Genomic DNA, 19,678 nt, shown 5'->3' on the forward strand with positions numbered 1-19,678 from the left:
ACAAGTGCCAACGACAACGAAGCACTCGCTCTCGCGGCGTAATCTGACGGCTTAACGGCCTGATCTTACAAAGCTAAAGCGCGGTTGAACCCACCGGGCAACAGAAGGGAATTCAGCGGCTCGGGGAGGGCCGGGCAACAGAACCTCCCCACCTTCAGTCGCCCCGTTTCAGCCCGGCTTGCCCCACATCTTCAGGTGCAGGCGTACCGGGCAACAGAAACGCCTCCACTTCCCTTACATTTCGGTATCGGCCTTCACCGGCAGCGCTTGGGCCCTGGCCTCGCGCTCGTACTTCATCGCGTCCATGATCTTGGCGCCGGCCATGAAGACGGCAAGGCAGCTGGCAAGGAACAGCAGCTTGCCGCCGAAACCCGGATACTGCGAGAGATAGATCTGGCCGCGTTCAGCCGAGCCCAGCGCCAGCGCGTAGATGATCGCGCTCGCCTCGAACCGGTTCTTGATCACGAACAGGCGGCTGATCTTGTGCAGCAGGGAAGGCTTCTTGTGCATCACCAAACCTCTTCCGCAACCTTCGTGCCAGATCAGCAATCACGGGGCTATGCGGCAAGGCATAGCCTGTCCGCTGTAAAGCACGGCGACAGGCCATGGTAAAGGCAGGCTTAACCTGCGCGCGGCGGGGCGTACCGTTTCAGGCCAGTGCAGAAAGATCGAGGGCCTCAAGCAGCGCCGCGCGCGCAGCGATCACGCTGGACGCCAGCGAGTCGCGGCCGATGTCGGCAGGATCGATCTGTTCCGGCCAGGCGCTGGCAATCAGTTGTTCCAGCATGTCAGCACGCGCTTCGGTAAGGAGGAAGCGCGGATCGACGGTGGCAGGATCAGCGACAACGCGCAGCCGCAGACAGGCGGGGCCGCCGCCATTGGCCATCGACTGGCGCACATCGACCGGCAGGACGCGGCGGATCGGGCCGTTCGAGGCGAGCATGCCATCGAGCCAGGCGCGCACCGCCGGATGCTCCCATGCTTCGAGCGGAATGACGAGGCCCATTTCGCCGCTGGGCAGGGTGAGAAGCTGTGCGTTGAACAAGTAGCTGGCGATGGCATCGGCAAGGCTGACGGCGCTGGCGGGCACGATCACGATTTCGGCTTCAGGCAGCGCGGCGCGGATTGCGGCATAGGTGCCATCGGGATCGGCAAAGGCCTGTTCGTGCGTGAACAGAACCCGCTCGTTGGCGACCGCGACCACGTCGTTGTGGAAGGCGCCCGCCGCGATGGCCTCGCCCGATTGCTCGACGAAGAGGCAGCGCGCCGGATCAAGCCCGTGGAGGCGCGCAACGGCGCGGCTCGCCTGTTCGTGCTGGCGCGCAGGGAAGGCGCCGCCGGGCTTGCCGTAGACGAAGATTTCGAGGCCGGGCGCGGCGTGGTGCGCGCCCATGCGCATGTGGTTGGCCGCGCCTTCATCGCCGAAGCAGGCGGGGACGGCATCGTGGACGGCGAAATGCGCGCTGTCGCTGAAAGCAAGGCGCAGCTGGCGCACGGTATCGGGCCATTCCTGCGAGCGGTGCGGCATGGTGACGAGGTTCGCCGCCGTCAGGTGGCAGCGCCCGTCCGCCGTATCGGGCGCGGGTGAAACGGTGGCGGCGTTGGCGGTCCACATCGAGCTGGCGGACCAGGCGGCGGCACGCAGGCGGCGTTCGGCTTCGTCTGCGGGCTCGGTGAGGCCCAGCGCGCCGAGGAAGCCATGGTTGGGGCGCGGCAGCGGGCAAAGCAGGCCCTGCGCGAGGCCGAGACCCATGTTGTGGCGCATCTTGCCGATCCCCTGCAGCGCGGCGGCACGGGGATAGGAGACATCGCCGCCGTGCTTTGCCGAGGCGAGGTTGCCGAGGCTGAGCCCGGCGTAGTTGTGGCTCGGCCCGACGAGGCCATCGAAGTTGATCTCGACCAGATTGCTCATTGCAGGTTCCTTCAGCGCGCCACGTGCCAGACGCTATCGCCAACGCCGACGCCGAGTGCCGCAGCCGCCGCGGGATCGAGCGCGACGCCATCCCCGTCTGCCATTATGCGGGCAAAGCAGCAGCGGAAATCGGCAAGGCGGCCGGTGGCGACGAGCGCGCGGGTGGCGGTCTCGTCGGGCGCGCGAACCTCGGTGACGGGCACCATCCTGGCCGAGGCGATCGAGTGCACCTTGTCCGTGCGCGCGGTCATCGTCGGTCCGCCGTCGAAGATGTCGAAATAGCCTTCGGAGGCGAACCCTTCGGTCTCCAGCATGCGCATCGCCGCGCGGCCGCTGGGGTGCGGCAGGCCAATCGCCGAACGCGCGGTTTCGGGCAGCATGGCGATGTAGACCGGATGCTTCGGCATCAGATCGGCGATGAACTGGTTGCCGTTGATCGCGTTGAAATAATCGGCTTCCTGGAAGTTCATCCCGAAGAAGCGCCCGGCGACGCCGTCCCAGAAGGGCGAGCCGCCGCGCTCGTCGATCACGCCGCGCAGTTCGGCGAGGATGCGATCGGCAAAGCGCTTGCGGTGCATCGCGATGAACAGATAGCGGCTGCGCGCGAGCAGCATGCCCAAGCCCCCGGCGCGCTCGCCGGGGTGAAGGAACAGGCCGCCGACTTCGCTAGAGCCTTCGAGATCGGTGACGAGATTGAGCATCTCGGCACGGAAGGTGCGGCCCAGTTCCTTGGAGTGCTGGGTCAGCGTCGCCATGCGGTACGAATAGAACGGCCAGGTCTGCCCGACGCGGGTGAAGATCTGGCAGGTGCCGCGCACCTCGCGGGTGGCAAGGTCTTCGAGGATCAGGACGAAGAGTTCGTCCCGCTGTGTCTCGGGATCGCCTTCTTCGTTGTTGGCGAAAGCGGCAGCGGCGCGCTCCAGCTTGGCCGTCAGCGCGCGGCGATCGGGCGGCAGGTTGGTGAAGCCGCCGCCGGTGAGCTTTGCCATCTCGTACAGATGTTCGAGATCCGCGGCGCGGGCCGCGCGGATGACGTGGGTCACGCTTCTTATTCCCCTCCGGAAAGCCGGTGCAGCACGAGCGCCGACAGCGCGGCCCGCTCGGCCAGCGACGGCACGATCATGTATTCCTGCGGTGAGTGGATCGCCCCGCCGCGCACGCCCATCGTATCGACGACAGGGACGCCGAGCGCGGCGATGTTGTTGCCATCGCAGACCCCGCCCGAGCTTTGCCAGCGGATCGGCTGGCCGAGCGCGGCGCCGCAGCGACGGACGAGTTCGAACAGCTTCTCCGCCTCCGGCGTCAATGGCTTGGGCGGGCGGCTGATCCCGCCGTGCAGGTGGATGCTGACTTCGTGCGCCAGCTCGACCTCGCGCAGCAGCGGACCGATGGCGGCAGTGAACCGCGCGGCATCCGCTTCGCTGCGGGGGCGGATGTTGAAACGCAGCACGGCGTGATCCGGCACGACATTGTTGGCCGAGCCGCCGTCGATCCGGGCAGGGTTGATGGCGAGGCCGTCACCCGAGAGCGCCTCCAAACCGAGCGCGAGATCGGCAGCGGCGACCACCGCGTTGCGGCCATCCTGCGGGTTGCGTCCGGCATGGGCGGAACGGCCCGTGACGATCGCGCTGTAATTGCCGCTGCCGCCGCGTGCGCCGGCGAGCGTGCCATCGGGAAGGGCGGAGGGTTCGTAGGTCAGTGCCGCCGCCTTGCCCGCAGCAAGCTCGGCGATGAGCGGCGCGGAGGCGAGGCTGCCGGTTTCCTCGTCGGAGTTGATGAGCACGTCGTAGCCGACCGCAGCCGCCTGCGGGCTGGTTTCGAAGGCCTTGAGCGCGGCAAGGATGACGGCGATGCCGCCCTTCATGTCGGCAGTGCCGGGGCCGCCGAGCGTTTCGCCATCGAGCCAGGTCAGCGTCTGGAACGGGTGGTCGGCCGGATAGACGGTGTCCATGTGGCCGGTGAGCAGATAGCGGCGCGGCGCATCGGGGCGAACCGAGAGGAGCATATGCGCGCCGTGTTCGATCTCTACCGCGCGGCCATCGGCGGCAATCGCCTCGACCGGGGCGGGGGCGGCGAGGCGCACTTCGCCAGGCAGTCCGGCAAACGCATCGGCCAGCAGCGCGGCCTGGCGGGCGAGGCCCGCGGTATTACGCGTGCCGGTGTTGATCGCACACCACGCCTCGACCTGCTGCAGCATCGCAGGCGCGTCGATCCCCTCGATGAGGGCTGCTTCGGTGGGGGCAAGCATGGCCATGGGGACGCTCTAGCCTGCCCGCGCGCCGGGGTGAACCCCCGCTCGGAAGGATTGTTTCATCCGCAACCGGTCAGTCAAGGCGAAGCGTGAGCGCCGTGAGCGGATTTGCGCGACTAGCCTTGGCCGACGCAATGATGGCCCCGAAACAGGTTTGCCGGATCATAGCGCTTCTTGGCGGCGAGCAGCCGTGGATAGTTCCCGCCCCAATAGGATTTCTGCCAGTTCGGCCCAAAGTAGTCAGCCTCGGACATATAGCTTCCCGCATCCGGGACGAGCGCGCGGATAGGGGCCATCGCGGATGCCACGTGCGCCGCTTCTCCCCGCCCGGCCTTGCGATCGGGCTCGTGCCCGGGAATGCCGGGCCACGCCGGTGGTCCTTCGGCGGCGCAGATCAGCAGCGCGAACGCATCCAGGACTTCCGGGTTGGTCGCGGTTGCGCGGGTTGCGGCGATGGCTTCGGCGGTGCCTCCGGCCAGTCCCTTGTTGGTGTGCAGACCCAGAGGCCAATGGGCTGACGCGGAAACCAGAGCATCGACCAGATCGGCTTGTTTTGCCTCCTTGAGCAAGTCGGCGGGCAACCAGGCGGATTGATAGGCGTTGATGACCTGCCCTGCCTCGCCCTGGTTGGTTGCCCAGAAAAGATTGTCCGGCGATACCCCGGGGCGATCGTCTTGCAAGACGATGCCCTGCAGCGATCGGAGAAACTCGGGGCTCCAGAATCGGCGACCGGGAACCGAGACGATCAGAGGTTCGCCGCCGAGGCTGTAATCTGCCGGTCGCGCTGCAAGCCACTCCATGAACGGGGCCCAGACCGCCTTGATCTGATCGGAGGTCAGCCCGTGGCACAGCATCGAGACGCTCAGCTTGCGTCCGGGCCTGAAATTCAGCTGCTCGCCCCATTCGGGCCTGAACAGGGCCTCTGCATAGAAGGCTATGGTGCGCGCGACCAAGGCGCGCCAGGCTTCGTCTGAGCGGGCCTCCACCGAAAACTGGATCGCGCCAATGGCATCGGGCAGGGGGTGGGTCTTGAGCGTGAGCCTCGTCACGACGCCGAAGCTTCCGCCTCCGCCGCCTTTCAGTGCGAAGAACAGCTCAGGGTTCTGATGGGCATTGGCAATCCTGATCCTGCCGTCTGCGGTCACCAGTTCGGCCTCAAGAAGATTGGATGCGCCGGTCCCGAAGGTTTTGGAGAAGCTGCCGAAACCGCCGCCCTGAATGAAGCCGGCAACACCGACGGTGAGGCAGCCGCCGCCCTGGACATAGCGCCCGCCAATCGCCGCAACCTTGTTGTAGACATCGCCCCAGATTGCGCCTGCGCCGATCGAAACTGCTGGAATGCCGAGCGCGGTGGCGGGCGCACCGGCGGGAACGAAGGCATCGTGCAGCGTGATGCTGCGCATGCGCCGGGTCCAGATAAGCAGTGATCCGGCGCGGTTGGAATTGCCAAAGTAGCTGTGGCCGCCGCCCTTCACGACCGGGGGAACGCCGTGCTGCCGCGCAAAGCTTACCGCGGCGGCGACATCATCGGCAGACTCGGCTGCAACGGCATGGTCGCTAGCCTGCGTCGTCCACCCGTCGATCCAGCCAAGGGTCTGCGTGAGGGCGGATTCATCGCCCAGATAATAGGGGTTCTTGAGTTTGGCGAAGAGCGCTTCAGCGCCTTTGCCATTTGATTTCGCGCAGGCTTCAAGCGGTGAATCGACCTTGAGCAGGCGCGTGCCCAGCTTCGCCCGAAGTGCATTCCAGTCAGGCTTGCCTGCTGCTTGCCATGGCTTTGCGAGAACTGCTCCCGATATGCCGCTTGCGGCTGTCGATGCCGCAAGCAGTTTCAGCAAGTTCCGACGGTCCACACATCCTCCATCCCGAAAGCGCTTCGATGCGCCTTCAACGGGCAGCGCCACCGAAACGGACCTTATTCGTCGCGCAAATCCGGCTGGCTGTCAAAGACCGCCAAGTTACCGGGATTGCGCAGCTTGGTGCTGCGGCGCTGCGGAAATCCGGCTTGCGAAGGTCGCTGTTTCGACAGACACTCGGTTTCATGCTCTCGATCAACTTGCGCCGGCCCCTCATCGGTCTGCTCTGTGCCTGCGGCCTTGCCGCATCCTCGCTTCAGGCAGGCCTGCCCGAGTTTGCGGCGGCGACGCATGCCGTAGCGGGGGACGAGTGGCATTATGTCGGCGGGGATCCGGCGGGAACGTGGTTCTCCTCGCTTGCGGATATCAACGACAGCAACGCGCATCAGCTCGGGTTTGCCTGGGCCTATGACATGGGCACCGAGCGCGGGCAGGAAGCGACGCCGCTCGTCATCGACGGGGTGATGTATACCTCGGGCGTGTGGGGGATCGTCTATGCGCTGAATGCCGCGACGGGCGAGGTGCTGTGGACGTTTCATCCCGGCATCGATCCCGCTTCGGCGAGGAATGCCTGCTGCGACACGGTCAACCGCGGTGTCGCGGTGCGGGACGGGGTGGTGTTCGTCGCCAGCGAGGACGGGCGGCTCCACGCGCTTGATGCCAAGACCGGGGCGGAGAAGTGGACCGCAGACACGATCATAGGTCGGGGCAAATCGACCTATACTTATGCCTCGACCGGGGCGGTGCTGCTGACGGGCGATGCCGTGGTGATCGGCAATTCGGGCGCCGATCTGGGTGACGGCTCGACGCGCGGCTACATCTCGGCGTGGGACATCAAGACCGGTGCGTTCAAGTGGCGCTTCTTCACGGTGCCGCCGCCGCCCGGGCAGCCGTTCGAGCATCCCGAGCTGGAAATGGCGGCAAAGTCATGGGGGCCGGACCACGACGGCCGTTACCAGAACGGCGGCACGGTGTGGGACGGCCTCTCCTATGATGCCGAGACCGACCAGATCGTGTTCGGCACCGCCAATGCCTCGCCCTATTCGCGGGTGAAGTCTGCCGCCGAGCGGCGCGACGACTTGTTCAATGCCTCGATCGTGGCGGTCAACGCGAAGACCGGGCGGATGACCTGGTACTATCAGGAAACGCCGGGCGATGCCTGGGACTACGACGCGACGCAGAAGTTCACCTTTGCCAACCTGCCCTTCGGCGGCGAGACGCGGCGAGTGGTGATGCAGGCTTCGAAGAACGGCTTCTTCTACACGCTCGACCTCAAGACAGGGAAGCTGCTGGCGGCGGATGCCTTTGCTTATGTGAACTGGGCCAAGGGCGTGGATCTTGCCACCGGAAGGCCCGAGTTTACCGAAGTGGCGGACTATTCGGCCAAGCCCAAGAACGTCTACCCCTCCTGGGCGGGGGCGCACACGTGGAACCCGATGTCGTTCAGCCCGCAGACGGGGCTGGTCTACATCCCGACGCTCGATGTGCCCAATGTCATGGTCAACCTGCCGGCCAACAAGGGCAAGCTCGATCACCTCGAAGGCTTCTTCAACGCCAACGGCATCATCCCCGACGATACCTATGACGAACAGACGCTGAGCCGGCTGTTCGGCCCGATCCCGACCAAGGCGGAGCTGCAGAAGGAGCGCGGCAAGACTAGCCTGGTGCGCGAGGTACTGAAAGCGTGGGACCCGGTGGCGCGCAAGGTGGTGTGGGAGCAGGTCACTTCCGACGGCAACCGCGGCTATGACGGCGGGGTGCTTTCGACCGCGGGCAATATCGTGGTGCAGGGGCGCGGGGATGGCACGCTGCGGGTCTACAACGCCAAGACGGGTGCGCAGCTCGCCTCGATCCAGACCGGATCGCATATCATGGCCGCGCCGATGACCTACCGGATCGGCGGGGTGCAGTATATCGCGGTGCAGACGGGCTACGGCGGAGTGGGGATCAGCTATCCGATCACGCCGGCGGACATTGCCTACAAGAACCGCAACACCAACCGCATCCTCGTGTTCAAGCTGGGCGGCGGGGCAGTGCCGCAGCCCGAATTGCGGCCCGATCCGCTGACTTATCCCGCGCCCCCGCCGCTTCGGGCCACAGCTGCGAAGATCGCGCATGGCGAGGCCAAGTTCACCGAGTTCTGCTCGCGCTGCCACATGTTCGGGCCCGGCGTGACGCCCGATCTTTCGCGGCTGCCGAAGGACATCCACGGCATGTTCAACCAGATTGTGCTGGGCGGCGCGCTGGCGGGGAACGGCATGGCGCCGATGGGCGATATGGTCAGCCGCTACGACGCCGAGGCGATCGATGCCTATCTGGTCGATACGCAGCGCAAGGGGTATCTGGCGCAGCGGAAGAAGGCTGCGGCGAACTAGCGGGTAAGCGCGCGGGCCAGGGCAACGAATTCGGCGACGCTGAGGGTTTCGGCGCGGCGCTGGGAATCAATATCCAGCGCTTCCAGAGCATCGAGCGCGCCGGGGAGGCCCTTGAGGCTCTGGCGGAGCATCTTGCGGCGCTGGCCGAAGGCGGCTTCGGTCACGCGTTCGAGCATGCGGGGCGAGACGCCTTCCGGCATCGCAGCGGGCTCGACATGGATGATCGCCGACATGACCTTGGGCGGCGGGGTGAAGGCGCTGCGGTGGACGCGCATGGCGATGCGCGGCCGGCTGCGCCACTGGGCGAGGACGGCAAGGCGACCATAGGCATCGCTGCCGGGCGCGGCCACGATGCGCTCGGCGACTTCCTGCTGGAACATGAGCGTGAGGCTGCGCCACGGCGGCGGCCAGTCCTGCCCGGAGAGCCAGCCGGTGAAGAGCGCGGTGCCGACGTTGTAGGGCAGGTTGGCGACGACGTGCCATGGCGCATCGAACAGTTCGGCAGGCGCGATCTTCATCGCGTCGCCTTCGATCACCTTGAGCTGTCCGGGAAACGCTTCGGCGAGTTCGGCCAGCGCCGGGAGGCAGCGGCGGTCCATTTCAATGGCGGTCACGTTGGCGCCGCGGCGCAGCAGCGCGCGGGTGAGGCCGCCGGGGCCGGGGCCGACCTCGAGGACGTTCTGTCCTTTGAGTTCGCCGGGAACGGTGGCGATGCGGGCAAGGAGTTGTTCGTCGAAGAGGAAGTTCTGCCCGAGCGCCTTGGTGGCGATGAGGCCGTGGCGCTGGACGACTTCGCGCAAGGGGGGGAGATTCACTCCGGCGGTGTCAGTCATGGCTCCCCTCCCCGGTGGGGAGGGGTTGGGGGAGGGGGAATGGCGATTCCGGGAAGCGCGGGGTACCCCCACCCGGCCTCCCCCGAACGGGGGAGGGGAAGATAAGAGGTGTCCATCATGCGGCGGCGGCTCTCCGCGCGGCGCATTCTCCGGCCATACGGATCGCGGCAATGGTCGCGCCGGGGCGGGCGGTGCCGGTGCCTGCAATGGCAAAAGCGGTGCCGTGATCGGGTGAAGTGCGGATGATGGGGAGGCCGAGCGTGACGTTCACGCCCTCATCGAAATCGAGCACCTTGATCGGGATCAGCGCCTGATCGTGGTACATGCAGATGGCCGCGTCATAAGTCGCGCGGGCTTCGGCGTGGAACATGGTGTCGGCAGGCAGGGGGCCGCGCGCGTCGATCCCGGCGGCCTGCAGCGCGGCTACGGCGGGGACGATCACGTCCCGGTCCTCGGTGCCCATGCGGCCATCCTCGCCGGCATGCGGATTGAGCGCTGCGACGGCAAGGCGGGGGTTGGCGACGCCGAAATCGCGGGTGAGCGCGGCGGCGGCAATGGCAGAGCGGGTGCGGATGAGCTCCGCCGAGAGCAGAAACGGCACATCGCGCAGGGCGACGTGGACGGTGATGGGGACGACGCGCAAGTTCGGCCCGGCGAGCATCATCACCGCGTTTTCAGGGGTGATCCCGCAGGCCTCCGCAACGAATTCGGTCTGGCCCGGCTGGTTGAAGCCGATGCGCGCAAGGCGGCTCTTGGCGATGGGGCCGGTGACAAGGGCGGCAGCGGCGCCCTGCTTGACGAGGCTGGTTGCAACTTCAAGCGCGCGCAGGGCAAGCGCGGCGCCGGCATCGTCGGGCTGGCCGGGCGTGTAAGGTGCGGTGCCGACATCGAGTACGGGAAGCGCGTGAGGGAACACGGCGGCAGCTTCATCCGGCGCGGCTATGGCGACGACAGGGATGGCAAGGCCGCGGCTGCGCGCAGCGGCTTCGATCAGATCGCGATTGCCCACGGCGAAAAACGGTGGGAGCGCTTGCGCCACGCGCTGCTCCCACGCAGCGGCGATCAGCTCGGGGCCGATGCCGGCGGGATCGCCAAGGCTGATCGCCAAAGGCAGGAGCGGCAGTTGGGGGACGGTCATGGCGCGGCTCTAGCAGAGCCGCGCACCGAGCGAGAGGAGATAATGCCTCAGTTGTACTCGATCACCGCGTCGCGGCGGAGGTCGCGCAGATAGGTCTGGGCGCGCTTGTTCACGCGGTCGTCCTCCATCTGCGACTGGAGCTGTTCGAAGTTGGGCCCGCTTTCGACCTTGGGATCGTCGCGGCCGCAGAGCATGAGGACGCGCACGCCGTCCTCGATCGAGCCGAAGGGCGGCGTGGTCTCGCCCACCGAAAGCTTGAGGATGGTATCCTGCAGCGCCGTCGGCAGATCGCGGACGCGGATCTGGTCGTTGGCGACCACAGTGGCGCCCAATGCGACGGCCGCGGTATCGGCAGCGCCGCAGCCTTTGATATCCTTGACCACCTTGGCGAATTCAGAAGCCTTTGCGGCGGCTTCCTTTTCAGCGGTGCCCTTGGGAAAGGCGATCGAGATCTGCTTGAGGCTGAGCACGGCATCGCGCGGGTCGGCGGTAAGGACCTGCCGCTTGTCGATCAGGTAGAGCAGCGAATAGCCCGAGGCGAGCTCGATCGGGCCGACCAGCTGGCCGGGTGCCATCTGCGCGGCGGGGGTCGAAAGTTCGGGCGGAAGCTGCGCGAGACGGATCCAGCCGAGATCGCCGCCGACCGACGCGCTCGACGACTGGGAATACTGGCGGGCATAGGCGACGAAGCTGCCGCCGCCCTTGAGCTGCTCCATGATCTTCTGCGCGTTGGCGAGGACCTGCGGCTTGGTTTCCTGCGTGGCAGCGAGGTAGATTTCGCCGATGCGGTATTCCTCGGTGCCCTTGGCGGCCTTGAGGCGGTCCATCATTTCGCGGACTTCGCCGTCCGAGACGTTGATGAACGGCTGAACGTTGCGGCGCAGGAGGCGCTGCCAGGCCAGTTCGCCCTTGATCTGGCGCTTGAGCGAGCCCGAGGACGAGCCGATCGAGGTGAGGTACTTTTCGAGCGCGGCGGGGTTCTGGCCGAAATTCTGCTGCGCGACGCGTTCGAAGGTCTGGTTGACCTCCTCTTCCTCGATATCGATGCTGGCAGCCTTGGCTTCCTGGATCTGCAACGTCTCGTCGATCAGGTTGCGCAGGACCTGAAGGCGCAGGCGCTCCATTTCTTCGGGCGGGACCTTGCCGCCATTGGCGCTGACGATGAGCGCGAGGCGCTGGTCGACGTCGGTGCCGGTGATGATCTCGCCGTTCACGATCGCGGTAGCGCGGCGCAGATGCGGATCGGCCTTGCCGAATATGACGGGATTGGCGGGCAGATTGAGCCCGCCATCGGACGAGGGGAGCTCTGCCGGATCGGGCAGGGTCTGCGCAAACGTTCCGGCGACGGGGGCGGCGGCAACCGCAAGGGCGCCAAGGGCAAGCGCGGCGCGCGCTGGGACAGCAAACAAGCGAAACCGGGTATTCATGGCAGTTCGATATTCCTGTTCTCTGGCCTGTCTATCGGCCCCATCCGGCTGGCGTGCCGCACGGTCCCCTCGCCGTTTCTAGATGACATTGCTCGGCTGAACCCGAGGTGAGTGGCCCGGCCGCTGAGGGGGCGATAGCCCGATTGCAACGGTGATGGAAGCGAAACGGAGGAAAAGTGAGTGGTTCCGCCTTGCGAACAGGCTGGACAAACTAGCGGACGCCAAGGCCCTTGAACGCGATATTGAACTGGATGGTGTTGCCGCGCGTCGCGTCACCCGTCGTGATGTAGTCGCGCCGCCAGGTCAGCGCGAGATCGAGGCAATCGTCGGCATAAGCAAAGCCGAGACGATGGCGCAGCATCTGGAAGCCGTCCTTGGTCTTGGTCGGATCGTCGATACGGTTCGTCAGGTTGGCGACGCCCGAGCCGAACACCGACCAGCGCCGCGCGAAGGCGACACGGCCCGAGAAGCGCAGTTCCTCGCGGTCGCGCAAATCCTCGAAAGTTGCCGGGATATCGCGGTTAAGCCGGAGATAGCCGATTTCCGCGTAGGTCCGATGGTTGCCGATGGTCGCGTCGACTTCGTTGCGCCTGAGCTTGAGGCTGTCCTTGTCGAGCCGGAAGCGGTGGGTGAACTGGATGATATCGCGGAACCTGAGCTCGGTGCGGCCGACGATATCGGACCGGCGCGAGGAAAGGCCCGTGCCATCGGGCAGGAGGGTGTTCTGCGTCGAGAGGCGGTAGCTCTGCCCCACGGTGGTCATCACCCGCCAACCCGGCCGGGTCAGCTGCCAGTCCGCACCATAAGTGACGCGGAGGCCGTCCTCGATGCGGTCGTAGCCGGGAAAGCGGTTGAGCGAGAAAAGATTGGAATCCTCGAGTTCGACCGAGCGCGAATCCTCGTTGGGGATGGCGAGGTTGCGCACCTTCGGGATCGCCACGAACTGCACGCGCGGGGTGAACACCTGCGTGCCGCCGAACGCCGCGCCGATCAGCGGCCACTTGATATCGACCGCGGCGGTGGCGATGGCACGGCCCTGCCAGCCGGGCACGCCGCGGTAGAACAGGTTGGTGGTGAGCTCGTTCTGGCGCGAGTGGTAGACATCACCGCGCGCAAGCGCGGTAAAGGTGACTTCCTGACCGAATCCGGTGATCGTGCGCAGATCCCATTGCGCCTTGGCGAAGGCGCGCTGCGTGTCTTGCCCACCGGGCCGGGTGAGCGCGAGACTGTTGACCTGCAGCTCGAGCGTGCCGCCGATCTTCGGCGGGATGATGCGGCGGCGGTATTCAAGCGCGGGGATGGCGATGGGGACAAGGCCCTGTCGGTCGCCGCTGCGCAAGGTCTGCACCGCCCAGCCGGCAAGGCTGAAGTAGCTGCTGGCATCGATTCGCTCGAGATTGATCGTCGAGCGCAGGCGGTCGTCGCGGCTGATATCGTAGCGGCGCAGGAAGGTGCGGTCGCTGGCGTAGCGGCCGTAGCCGGTCAGGCTCCAATTCTCTGACATCTGGAAGCGGCCGTTGGCCTCGAAATAGCCGCGGAACACCTGCTGCTGGGCATTGGCATCCGTGACATTGCCGCCGCCGACATTGATGCGCGCGCTGCGGGTCAGATAGGCGCTCGTCTGGAAGGCGCCCTTGTCGGTGAGCTGGCGGTAGCGGCCCGAAATCATCGGCAGCGCGCCGGTGAAGAGATAGCCGGTGAGTGCAAGGTCCTTGTTGTTCGCCAGGCGCCAGTAATAGGTGTCGCTGATTTCCGCGCCGTTGGCCGCGCTGAAACGGAAATCGGGAATGAGCAGGCCGCTTTCGGCACGGAAGTCCGAGGTGTGCGCAAGGCCGGGCAGCGGCAGGATCGGCAGGCCGAACACGCGCAGCAACGCGCCCTTGTAGCGGACGCGCTGGTCCTTGGCATCGTAGGTGACGGCAACCGCCGTGACTTCCCAGCTCGGGTGCTTGGGGCAGCCGCTTTCGTCTTCCACCGCGCAGCCGGAGAAGGCGGCATCGCGCAGCACCATGTCCCCATTGGCAGCGCGCGTCCCGCTACGCGCGGCGAGGCGGCCGCCCTGGCGCAGCACGAGCAGCATGTCCTCGATCGCGCCTGCCTTCAGCGCGTCCGTCAGCTCGACCTTGTCGGTATAGAGCACGTTGCCGGCATCATCGACGAAGCGGATGTTGCCGCTTGCCTCGATCAGCCCGGTCTTGCGGTTCCACGTGACGACATCGGCGCGCACGGTCTGCTCTGCGCGGCGCAGGACGACATTGCCGGTGGCGGTGACGGTCTCGGCATCGCTGGCGTAAGTGACGCGATCGGCCTGGAAGCGGATTTCGCCCGAAGCGCTTGCCTCTTGGGGCGGTGGCGAGGGAGGGGACGCGGGGGCTACCGTCTCCGCATGAACTTCGCCCGACACCAGCGCGAGCGCGCCGAGCACAGCCAAAGTCGGGCGGAATACCGCGACGCAAGAAGGCCGCAAGCATCGGAACAAGGCTTGCGGAGACAAGGCTTGCGGCTGGGGCCGCGGGGGGGCTCGCATGGCCTTGCCTATCGCACCGGTGCCGCTTAACTGCAAACCCACAATTCACCTTGAGCCGTGCTGAGCTCCGGGGTGTGCCCTTTTTCCGGCAGGAGCCTTGAATGATTATCGAATTCGCCGCCGCCGATACGATCCGTCCCCGCCTGATTGCCAGCTTCGTGGCGCAGGACGCCCTGCCCGTGGATGCCGATGTGCTGGTGCGCGAGGCGGCCGCTGCGGCGCGTTTCTCGGGCAAGACAGGGCAGCTGTTCGAGGCGATGGTGCCGGCAGGCGCGGGCGTGCAGCGCCTTGTCTTTGCCGGGATCGGCGAGCCGGGCGCTGCCGGGCGCACGGCTGCGCTGGAGCGCGCGGGCGGCGCAATCACTGCCAAGTACCTCACCTCGGGCGAGACCGAGATGGCCATCGACTTTGCCGGCAGCGGGCTGACGGCCGAGGAAGCGGCTGCGGTGCTCCTCGCCGCGCGGCTGCGCGCGTGGCGCCATGATGTGTACCGCACCAAGCTGAGCGACGAACAGAAGCCCTCACTGGCGAAGATCGTGGTCCTTGGTGCGCCGGAAGGAACCGAGGCCGTGTGGGAAACCGAGGCCGCGATTGCCGAGGGCGTGGAGTTCACCCGCGAACTCGTGACCGAGCCCGCCAACGTGATCTACCCGGCCAGCTTCGTCGAGCGCTGCAAGGCGCGGCTGGAGGGCACCGGTGTCGAGATCGTGGTGCTCGGCCTTGCCGAAATGACCGCGCTCGGCATGGGCGCGCTGCTCGGCGTGGCGCAGGGATCGGTGCGCGAGCCCAAGATCCTGGCGATGCGCTGGAAGGGAAAGGCGGGCACGAAGCCGACCGCATTCGTCGGCAAGGGGGTCACGTTCGACACCGGCGGCATCTCGATCAAGCCCGCCGCGGGCATGGAAGACATGAAGTGGGACATGGGCGGCGCGGGCGCAGTGGCGGGCACGATGCTCGCGCTGGCGCGGCGCAAGGCGCAGGCGGACGTGATCGGCGTGTGCGGGCTGGTCGAGAACATGCCCGATGGCAATGCACAGCGCCCGGGCGACGTCGTCACCACGATGTCGGGCCAGACGGTGGAAGTGATCAACACCGATGCCGAAGGGCGGCTGGTGCTGTGCGACGCGGTGACCTGGGTGCAGAAGGAATATGCACCCGCGACGATCATCGACCTTGCGACGCTGACCGGCGCGATCATCATTTCGCTCGGGCACGAGCATGCCGGCATGTTCAGCAACGATGATCTGCTGGCCGGGCAGCTCGATGCGGCGGGCAAGGCGAGCGGCGACATGCTGTGGCGCTTCCCGCTAGGCGCGGCCTACGACAAGCTGATCGACAGCCCGATTGCCGACATGAAGAACGTGGGGCCGCGCTATGGCGGCTCGATCACCGCGGCGCAGTTCATCCAGCGCTTTGTCGACAAGGGCGTGGCCTGGGCGCACCTCGATATCGCGGGGACGGTGTGGGTCGACAAGCCCGGCGCGACGCATGACAAGGGCGCGACCGGCTTCGGCGTGCGCCTGCTTGATCGCTACGTGCGCGACGTGCTCGAGGCCTAAGGTGCCCAAGATGCGCCGCAAGGCGGACCTGCCGACGAAAGTCTGTGCGTCTTGCGGCCTGCCCTTCACCTGGCGCAAGAAGTGGGAGCGCGATTGGGAGAACGTGAAGTTCTGTTCGGATCGCTGCCGTTCGGGGAAGGGCAAGGCGGCATGAACTGGTCGCGGCGTGCTGTTCTGGCCAGCGCAGGTGGCGCTGCGGCGCTGGCGGCCATGCCGCTCAAGGCTGCGGTACCGGGCAGACTGGCCGATGCAGCAGTTCCTATCACGCCGGCTGAGCGCATGGCGCGGATTGCCAAGGTGCAGGGGCTGATGGCCGAGAGGCGGATTGCCGCCCTGCTGGTGGAGAGCGGGAGCAGCCTGACCTACTTCACCGGCATTCGCTGGTCGCGATCGGAGCGGATCACGGCAGCGGTGATCCCGGCAAGTGGGCAGCCGATCGTGGTGACACCGTTCTTCGAGGCGCCTTCGGTGAAGGAAACCCTCGCGATACCCGCCGATCTTCGCACATGGCATGAGGATGCGAGCCCCTTTGCGCTGATCGCCGATGCGCTGAAAGGGCGCGGCGGGCCCGTGGCCGTGGAGCAGACGACGCGGGCGTTCATCACCGAAGGGCTGGCGCGCGAGGGGCGGTTCGAAGTCGTTTCAGGCGCGGCGCTGGTCAATGCCTGCCGCCAGATCAAATCCCCTGCCGAACTGGCGCTGATGCGGATTGCCAATGCGATCACGCTGGCGGCGCTGCGTGAGGCGCACGCCGCGACGCAGAAGGGCATGACGGCGCACGACATCGGCGGTCTGGTGGGCGCGGCAACGACCCGCATGGGTGCGGAGAATGATTTCGCGCTGGTGCTGCTGAACGAGGCGAGCGCCTATCCGCATGGCTCCAAGACGCCGCAAGTGGTGCGCGAAGGCTCGGTCGTGCTGATGGACTGCGGGTGCGTGGTCGAGGATTATCAATCGGATATCTCGCGAACTTTCGTGTTCGGCGAACCGTCCGCGCGGCAACGCAAGGTGTGGGACACGATCCGGCGCGGGCAGGACGTGGTGTTTGGCGCGGCCAAGGTTGGCGTGCCGGTCGGCGCGCTCGATGCGGCGGTGCGCGGCTTTTATGAGCGCGAGGGCTGGGGGCCGGGCTTCGCGCTGCCGGGCCTTTCACACCGCGCAGGCCATGGGATCGGGATGGATGGGCACGAGAGCCCCTATCTCGTGGGCAATGACAGCACGCCGCTGGCCCCGGGCATGTGCTTTTCCAACGAGCCGGGGCTCTATATCCCCGGCGAGTTCGGGATGCGCCTGGAGGACTGCTGGGTGATGACCGAGGCGGGTCCGCAGAGCTTCACACCGCTCGCCCGCTCGTTGGGCGATCCGATCTGACCATGCGGGTCGATTTCTACCAGCTTTCGCGCGATCCGGCGGAACTGGTGCTGCCGCGCCTTGCGCAGGGCACGCTGGGCGCGGGTGAGCGGCTGCTGGTGGTTTCGGAGGATGCGGAGCAGCTCGGCCGGATCAGCGAGGCGTTGTGGACGCGTATTCCCGAAAGCTTCCTCGCCAACGGCATGGCGGGCACAGAGCACGATGCGCGCCAGCCGATCCTGCTTTCGCACGAGCCAGTGCCCGCAAATGGGGCACGCTATCTCGCGCTGGCAGACGGGGTGTGGCGCGAGATGGAGAACGCCGCGCGCGTGTTCCTGCTGTTTCCGCCCGAGCGCATCGACGAGGCGCGGGGAACCTGGCGCCTGCTGGGGAGCCGCGAAGGCACCGATCGCAAGTACTGGCGGCAGGAAGGCGGCAAGTGGCTGGAAGGCCCCTCGCGGAGCTGACCTTGCCCCATATCCTTGCAGTGCAGCACAAAGCCCGCTAGGGGCGCGGCCAACCAAAAGCCCCCCAATACGCAAGGAACATCCCATGGCGGTTACCCGCACCTTTTCGATCATCAAGCCCGATGCCACGCGCCGCAACCTGACCGGCGCGGTCACCAAGATGCTCGAGGAAGCCGGCCTGCGCGTCGTTGCCTCGAAGCGCATCCACATGAGCCGCGAGCAGGCCGAGGGCTTCTATGCCGTCCACCGCGAGCGTCCCTTCTTCAACGACCTCGTTGAGTTCATGATCTCGGGCCCGGTCGTGGTGCAGGTGCTGGAAGGCGAGAACGCCATGCAGCGCAACCGCGACATCATGGGCGCGACCAACCCGGCAAACGCCGAGCCGGGCACGATCCGCAAGGAACTGGCCGAATCGATCGAAGCCAACACCGTCCACGGTTCGGATTCGGACGAGAACGCGGCGATCGAAATCGCCTACTTCTTCAAGCCGGAAGAAATCGTCGGCTGATCTCGCTGATCAGACTGGTATAGCGAGGGCCGCCGGAGCGATCCGGCGGCCCTTTGCGTTCCGGGAGAGGTTATGCTGGGAATGGGGGACGGGTCATGCCCGTTCGAGTTCAATTTCGATCCCGCCACGTTCAAGGTGGGCGACATCGTGAGCTACCGTGTGACGGGGAGCCTCGAGGGCATGCCGTTCGTGGGCACGTTGCTCGAAGTGCATGAGGACCATGTCATCATCTCGCCGGGCGAGAGCGAGCCGAACGCGCGCTATCGCGGCACGCGAGAGGATCGGCCGCTGGTGGAAATCAGCGAGATCTAGGCCAGGGCGGTTCGGCGGGCGTACCAGCGGTCGAGCATCCAGGCCATCGCGGCTACGGCGACGAGGCCAATGAGAATCGGCAACCGGAAGCCTGAGCCGCTGGCAAGCAGCGCGGCGGCGATGAGGCAGGCGGCGGAGCAGCCGATGTCCCAGCCGCCTTCGGTCGCCATCGAGAAGCGCAGCACGCAAGGCCCCTGCCGCGCCATCGCGTAGAGCGGGGCAAGCATGGCGGTGCTGGTCATCGGCACGACGAGCGCGCCGAGCGCGGTGGCGGCGACGGCGAGCAGCGGATGGCCCAGTGCGGTGCCTTTGGCGGCAAGCGCGAGGGCTGCGGCGCCATAAGCGATGACGAGCGAGTGGCGCGGGCGGCCACCGTCGATCATCCGGCCGACGAGGAGGCTGCCGGCGGCAGCGGCGACTCCGGCGGCAGCCATCGCGGCGCCGAACTGGTCGAAATGCTCGCCAAGCGAGGCGAACAGCGCGAGGTTCCAGATCACCACCGCGCAGCCCGAGTGGAAGCCTTCGTTGAAATAGAGGCGGCGCGCGTAGCGGGCGACGCCGGGTTCGAGCACGGCGGCGGGGTCGATCGCTGGATTGGGCGCACCAAGGAGTGGTAGCGCGCTGGCGAGTTGCAGCGTGGTGATGACGGCGAAGGTGATGCCGGGACCGCCATGGGCAAGGAGCAGGCCACCGAGCGCGGGGGCCGCGATGCCGACAAGCGCGCTCGTCGCCTGCTGGACGCTGATCTGCTGCCCGCCACGTCCGGAATCGGTGAGCACCGGAAGGAATCCGTGCCACGCTGTCCAGTAGAGTACGCTGCCGAGGCCGCTGATCGCGACGAAGAGCGCAAGGAGCGGGCCGACTTCGTGGACGAGCGGGAGCAGCGCGAAGCTGACCGCGCGCACGGCGATGCCGATGAGCAGAACGTTGCGCACACCAAAGCGCACCGCGAGCGGCAGCACGAGGCCGCGCAAGGCGAGGCGCGACAGCACGATCAGCGCGAAGCTGGCGAGGGCGGCCGGGAACGAGAAGCCGCGGCTGACGAGGAAGCCGGCGATGAAGATGCCGCCACCCGCTTCAACAAACGATTGCAGCGCGGAGTGAAAATAAAGCCGGTGCAGCGGGGAAAGCGGGGTTCGAGGCATTTGCGGCTCCGGCAGCGG

Annotated in this window: 17 protein-coding genes; 7 read left to right on the forward strand and 10 right to left on the reverse strand. The window is 66.7% G+C overall.

The window, feature by feature from the left end:
• Window positions 1-234: 234 nt before the first annotated feature.
• The 5 genes from Q0082_RS13615 to Q0082_RS13635 form a co-directional block, all read right to left on the reverse strand.
• Window positions 235-492: a hypothetical protein gene (locus Q0082_RS13615; protein ID WP_298193583.1), complete on the reverse strand. Its 258-nt coding sequence runs from the start codon at window positions 490-492 to the stop codon at window positions 235-237.
• A gap of 157 nt (window positions 493-649) precedes the next feature.
• A complete protein-coding gene (locus tag Q0082_RS13620) occupies window positions 650-1,912 on the reverse strand; it encodes an N-succinylarginine dihydrolase (RefSeq protein WP_298193531.1) in 1,263 nt (420 codons plus the stop codon).
• An 11-nt stretch (window positions 1,913-1,923) separates the two neighbouring features.
• Window positions 1,924-2,955 carry an arginine N-succinyltransferase gene (locus Q0082_RS13625; protein ID WP_298193534.1) on the reverse strand — a complete coding sequence of 344 codons (1,032 nt, stop codon included), beginning with the start codon at window positions 2,953-2,955 and terminating at the stop codon, window positions 1,924-1,926.
• A 5-nt stretch (window positions 2,956-2,960) separates the two neighbouring features.
• Window positions 2,961-4,166 (reverse strand): hydrolase, encoded by a 1,206-nt coding sequence (locus tag Q0082_RS13630; RefSeq protein WP_298193536.1) that lies wholly within the window; start codon window positions 4,164-4,166, stop codon window positions 2,961-2,963.
• A gap of 113 nt (window positions 4,167-4,279) precedes the next feature.
• A complete protein-coding gene (locus Q0082_RS13635; protein ID WP_298193538.1) occupies window positions 4,280-6,016 on the reverse strand; it encodes an FAD-binding oxidoreductase in 1,737 nt (578 codons plus the stop codon).
• A 188-nt stretch (window positions 6,017-6,204) separates the two neighbouring features.
• Between Q0082_RS13635 and Q0082_RS13640 the strand changes: the two genes are divergently transcribed.
• Window positions 6,205-8,394, forward strand: a complete 2,190-nt coding sequence (locus Q0082_RS13640) for a PQQ-dependent dehydrogenase, methanol/ethanol family (protein WP_298193540.1) — start codon at window positions 6,205-6,207, stop codon at window positions 8,392-8,394.
• On the opposite strand, the gene rsmA is transcribed toward Q0082_RS13640, so the two are convergent.
• The 4 genes from rsmA to lptD form a co-directional block, all read right to left on the reverse strand.
• A complete protein-coding gene (gene rsmA / locus Q0082_RS13645; protein WP_298193542.1) occupies window positions 8,391-9,227 on the reverse strand; it encodes a 16S rRNA (adenine(1518)-N(6)/adenine(1519)-N(6))-dimethyltransferase RsmA in 837 nt (278 codons plus the stop codon). The two genes, Q0082_RS13640 and rsmA, sit on opposite strands and share 4 nt — an antisense overlap.
• A gap of 115 nt (window positions 9,228-9,342) precedes the next feature.
• The gene (gene pdxA, locus Q0082_RS13650; RefSeq protein ID WP_298193544.1) at window positions 9,343-10,365 is read right to left on the reverse strand and encodes a 4-hydroxythreonine-4-phosphate dehydrogenase PdxA; all 1,023 of its coding nucleotides are present in this window, start codon (window positions 10,363-10,365) and stop codon (window positions 9,343-9,345) included.
• A gap of 47 nt (window positions 10,366-10,412) precedes the next feature.
• A complete protein-coding gene (locus Q0082_RS13655; protein WP_298193546.1) occupies window positions 10,413-11,792 on the reverse strand; it encodes a peptidylprolyl isomerase in 1,380 nt (459 codons plus the stop codon).
• Window positions 11,793-12,003: 211 nt separating this feature from the next.
• Window positions 12,004-14,217, reverse strand: a complete 2,214-nt coding sequence (lptD, locus tag Q0082_RS13660) for an LPS assembly protein LptD (protein WP_366522564.1) — start codon at window positions 14,215-14,217, stop codon at window positions 12,004-12,006.
• A 203-nt stretch (window positions 14,218-14,420) separates the two neighbouring features.
• Between lptD and Q0082_RS13665 the strand changes: the two genes are divergently transcribed.
• The 6 genes from Q0082_RS13665 (at window position 14,421) to Q0082_RS13690 (ending at window position 18,515) form a co-directional block, all read left to right on the forward strand.
• Window positions 14,421-15,878 (forward strand): leucyl aminopeptidase, encoded by a 1,458-nt coding sequence (locus tag Q0082_RS13665; protein ID WP_298193551.1) that lies wholly within the window; start codon window positions 14,421-14,423, stop codon window positions 15,876-15,878.
• Window position 15,879: 1 nt separating this feature from the next.
• Window positions 15,880-16,032 carry a DUF2256 domain-containing protein gene (locus Q0082_RS13670; RefSeq protein ID WP_298193554.1) on the forward strand — a complete coding sequence of 51 codons (153 nt, stop codon included), beginning with the start codon at window positions 15,880-15,882 and terminating at the stop codon, window positions 16,030-16,032.
• On the forward strand, window positions 16,029-17,249 hold the full coding sequence (locus tag Q0082_RS13675) for a Xaa-Pro peptidase family protein (protein WP_298193556.1): 1,221 nt from the start codon (window positions 16,029-16,031) through the stop codon (window positions 17,247-17,249). Before Q0082_RS13670 ends, Q0082_RS13675 begins: the two co-directional genes overlap by 4 nt.
• Window positions 17,250-17,251: 2 nt before the next feature.
• The gene (locus tag Q0082_RS13680; RefSeq protein ID WP_298193559.1) at window positions 17,252-17,695 is read left to right on the forward strand and encodes a DNA polymerase III subunit chi; all 444 of its coding nucleotides are present in this window, start codon (window positions 17,252-17,254) and stop codon (window positions 17,693-17,695) included.
• Window positions 17,696-17,780: 85 nt separating this feature from the next.
• Complete coding sequence (ndk, locus tag Q0082_RS13685) at window positions 17,781-18,203, forward strand: nucleoside-diphosphate kinase (RefSeq protein WP_067908053.1); 423 nt, start codon at window positions 17,781-17,783, stop codon at window positions 18,201-18,203.
• Between the two features lie 72 nt (window positions 18,204-18,275).
• Window positions 18,276-18,515, forward strand: coding sequence for a hypothetical protein (locus Q0082_RS13690; RefSeq protein ID WP_298193560.1), 240 nt, complete (start codon window positions 18,276-18,278; stop codon window positions 18,513-18,515).
• Here Q0082_RS13690 and Q0082_RS13695 read toward each other — a convergent pair.
• Window positions 18,512-19,660, reverse strand: coding sequence for an MFS transporter (locus tag Q0082_RS13695; RefSeq protein WP_298193562.1), 1,149 nt, complete (start codon window positions 19,658-19,660; stop codon window positions 18,512-18,514). The genes Q0082_RS13690 and Q0082_RS13695 overlap by 4 nt on opposite strands.
• Window positions 19,661-19,678 lie beyond the last annotated feature (18 nt).

This window comes from Novosphingobium sp. (assembly GCF_027489515.1).
Lineage (GTDB): Bacteria > Pseudomonadota > Alphaproteobacteria > Sphingomonadales > Sphingomonadaceae > Novosphingobium.

Coding starts and splice junctions, on each gene's coding strand:
- Q0082_RS13680 (WP_298193559.1), top strand. CDS start 17,252: ATGCGGGTCGATTTCTACCAGCTTTCGCGCGATCCGGCGGAACTGGTG.
- Q0082_RS13640 (WP_298193540.1), top strand. CDS start 6,205: ATGCTCTCGATCAACTTGCGCCGGCCCCTCATCGGTCTGCTCTGTGCC.
- Q0082_RS13655 (WP_298193546.1), bottom strand. CDS start 11,792: ATGAATACCCGGTTTCGCTTGTTTGCTGTCCCAGCGCGCGCCGCGCTT.
- rsmA (WP_298193542.1), bottom strand. CDS start 9,227: ATGACTGACACCGCCGGAGTGAATCTCCCCCCCTTGCGCGAAGTCGTC.
- Q0082_RS13630 (WP_298193536.1), bottom strand. CDS start 4,166: ATGGCCATGCTTGCCCCCACCGAAGCAGCCCTCATCGAGGGGATCGAC.
- Q0082_RS13620 (WP_298193531.1), bottom strand. CDS start 1,912: ATGAGCAATCTGGTCGAGATCAACTTCGATGGCCTCGTCGGGCCGAGC.
- pdxA (WP_298193544.1), bottom strand. CDS start 10,365: ATGACCGTCCCCCAACTGCCGCTCCTGCCTTTGGCGATCAGCCTTGGC.
- Q0082_RS13665 (WP_298193551.1), top strand. CDS start 14,421: ATGATTATCGAATTCGCCGCCGCCGATACGATCCGTCCCCGCCTGATT.
- Q0082_RS13675 (WP_298193556.1), top strand. CDS start 16,029: ATGAACTGGTCGCGGCGTGCTGTTCTGGCCAGCGCAGGTGGCGCTGCG.
- Q0082_RS13690 (WP_298193560.1), top strand. CDS start 18,276: ATGCTGGGAATGGGGGACGGGTCATGCCCGTTCGAGTTCAATTTCGAT.
- ndk (WP_067908053.1), top strand. CDS start 17,781: ATGGCGGTTACCCGCACCTTTTCGATCATCAAGCCCGATGCCACGCGC.
- Q0082_RS13695 (WP_298193562.1), bottom strand. CDS start 19,660: ATGCCTCGAACCCCGCTTTCCCCGCTGCACCGGCTTTATTTTCACTCC.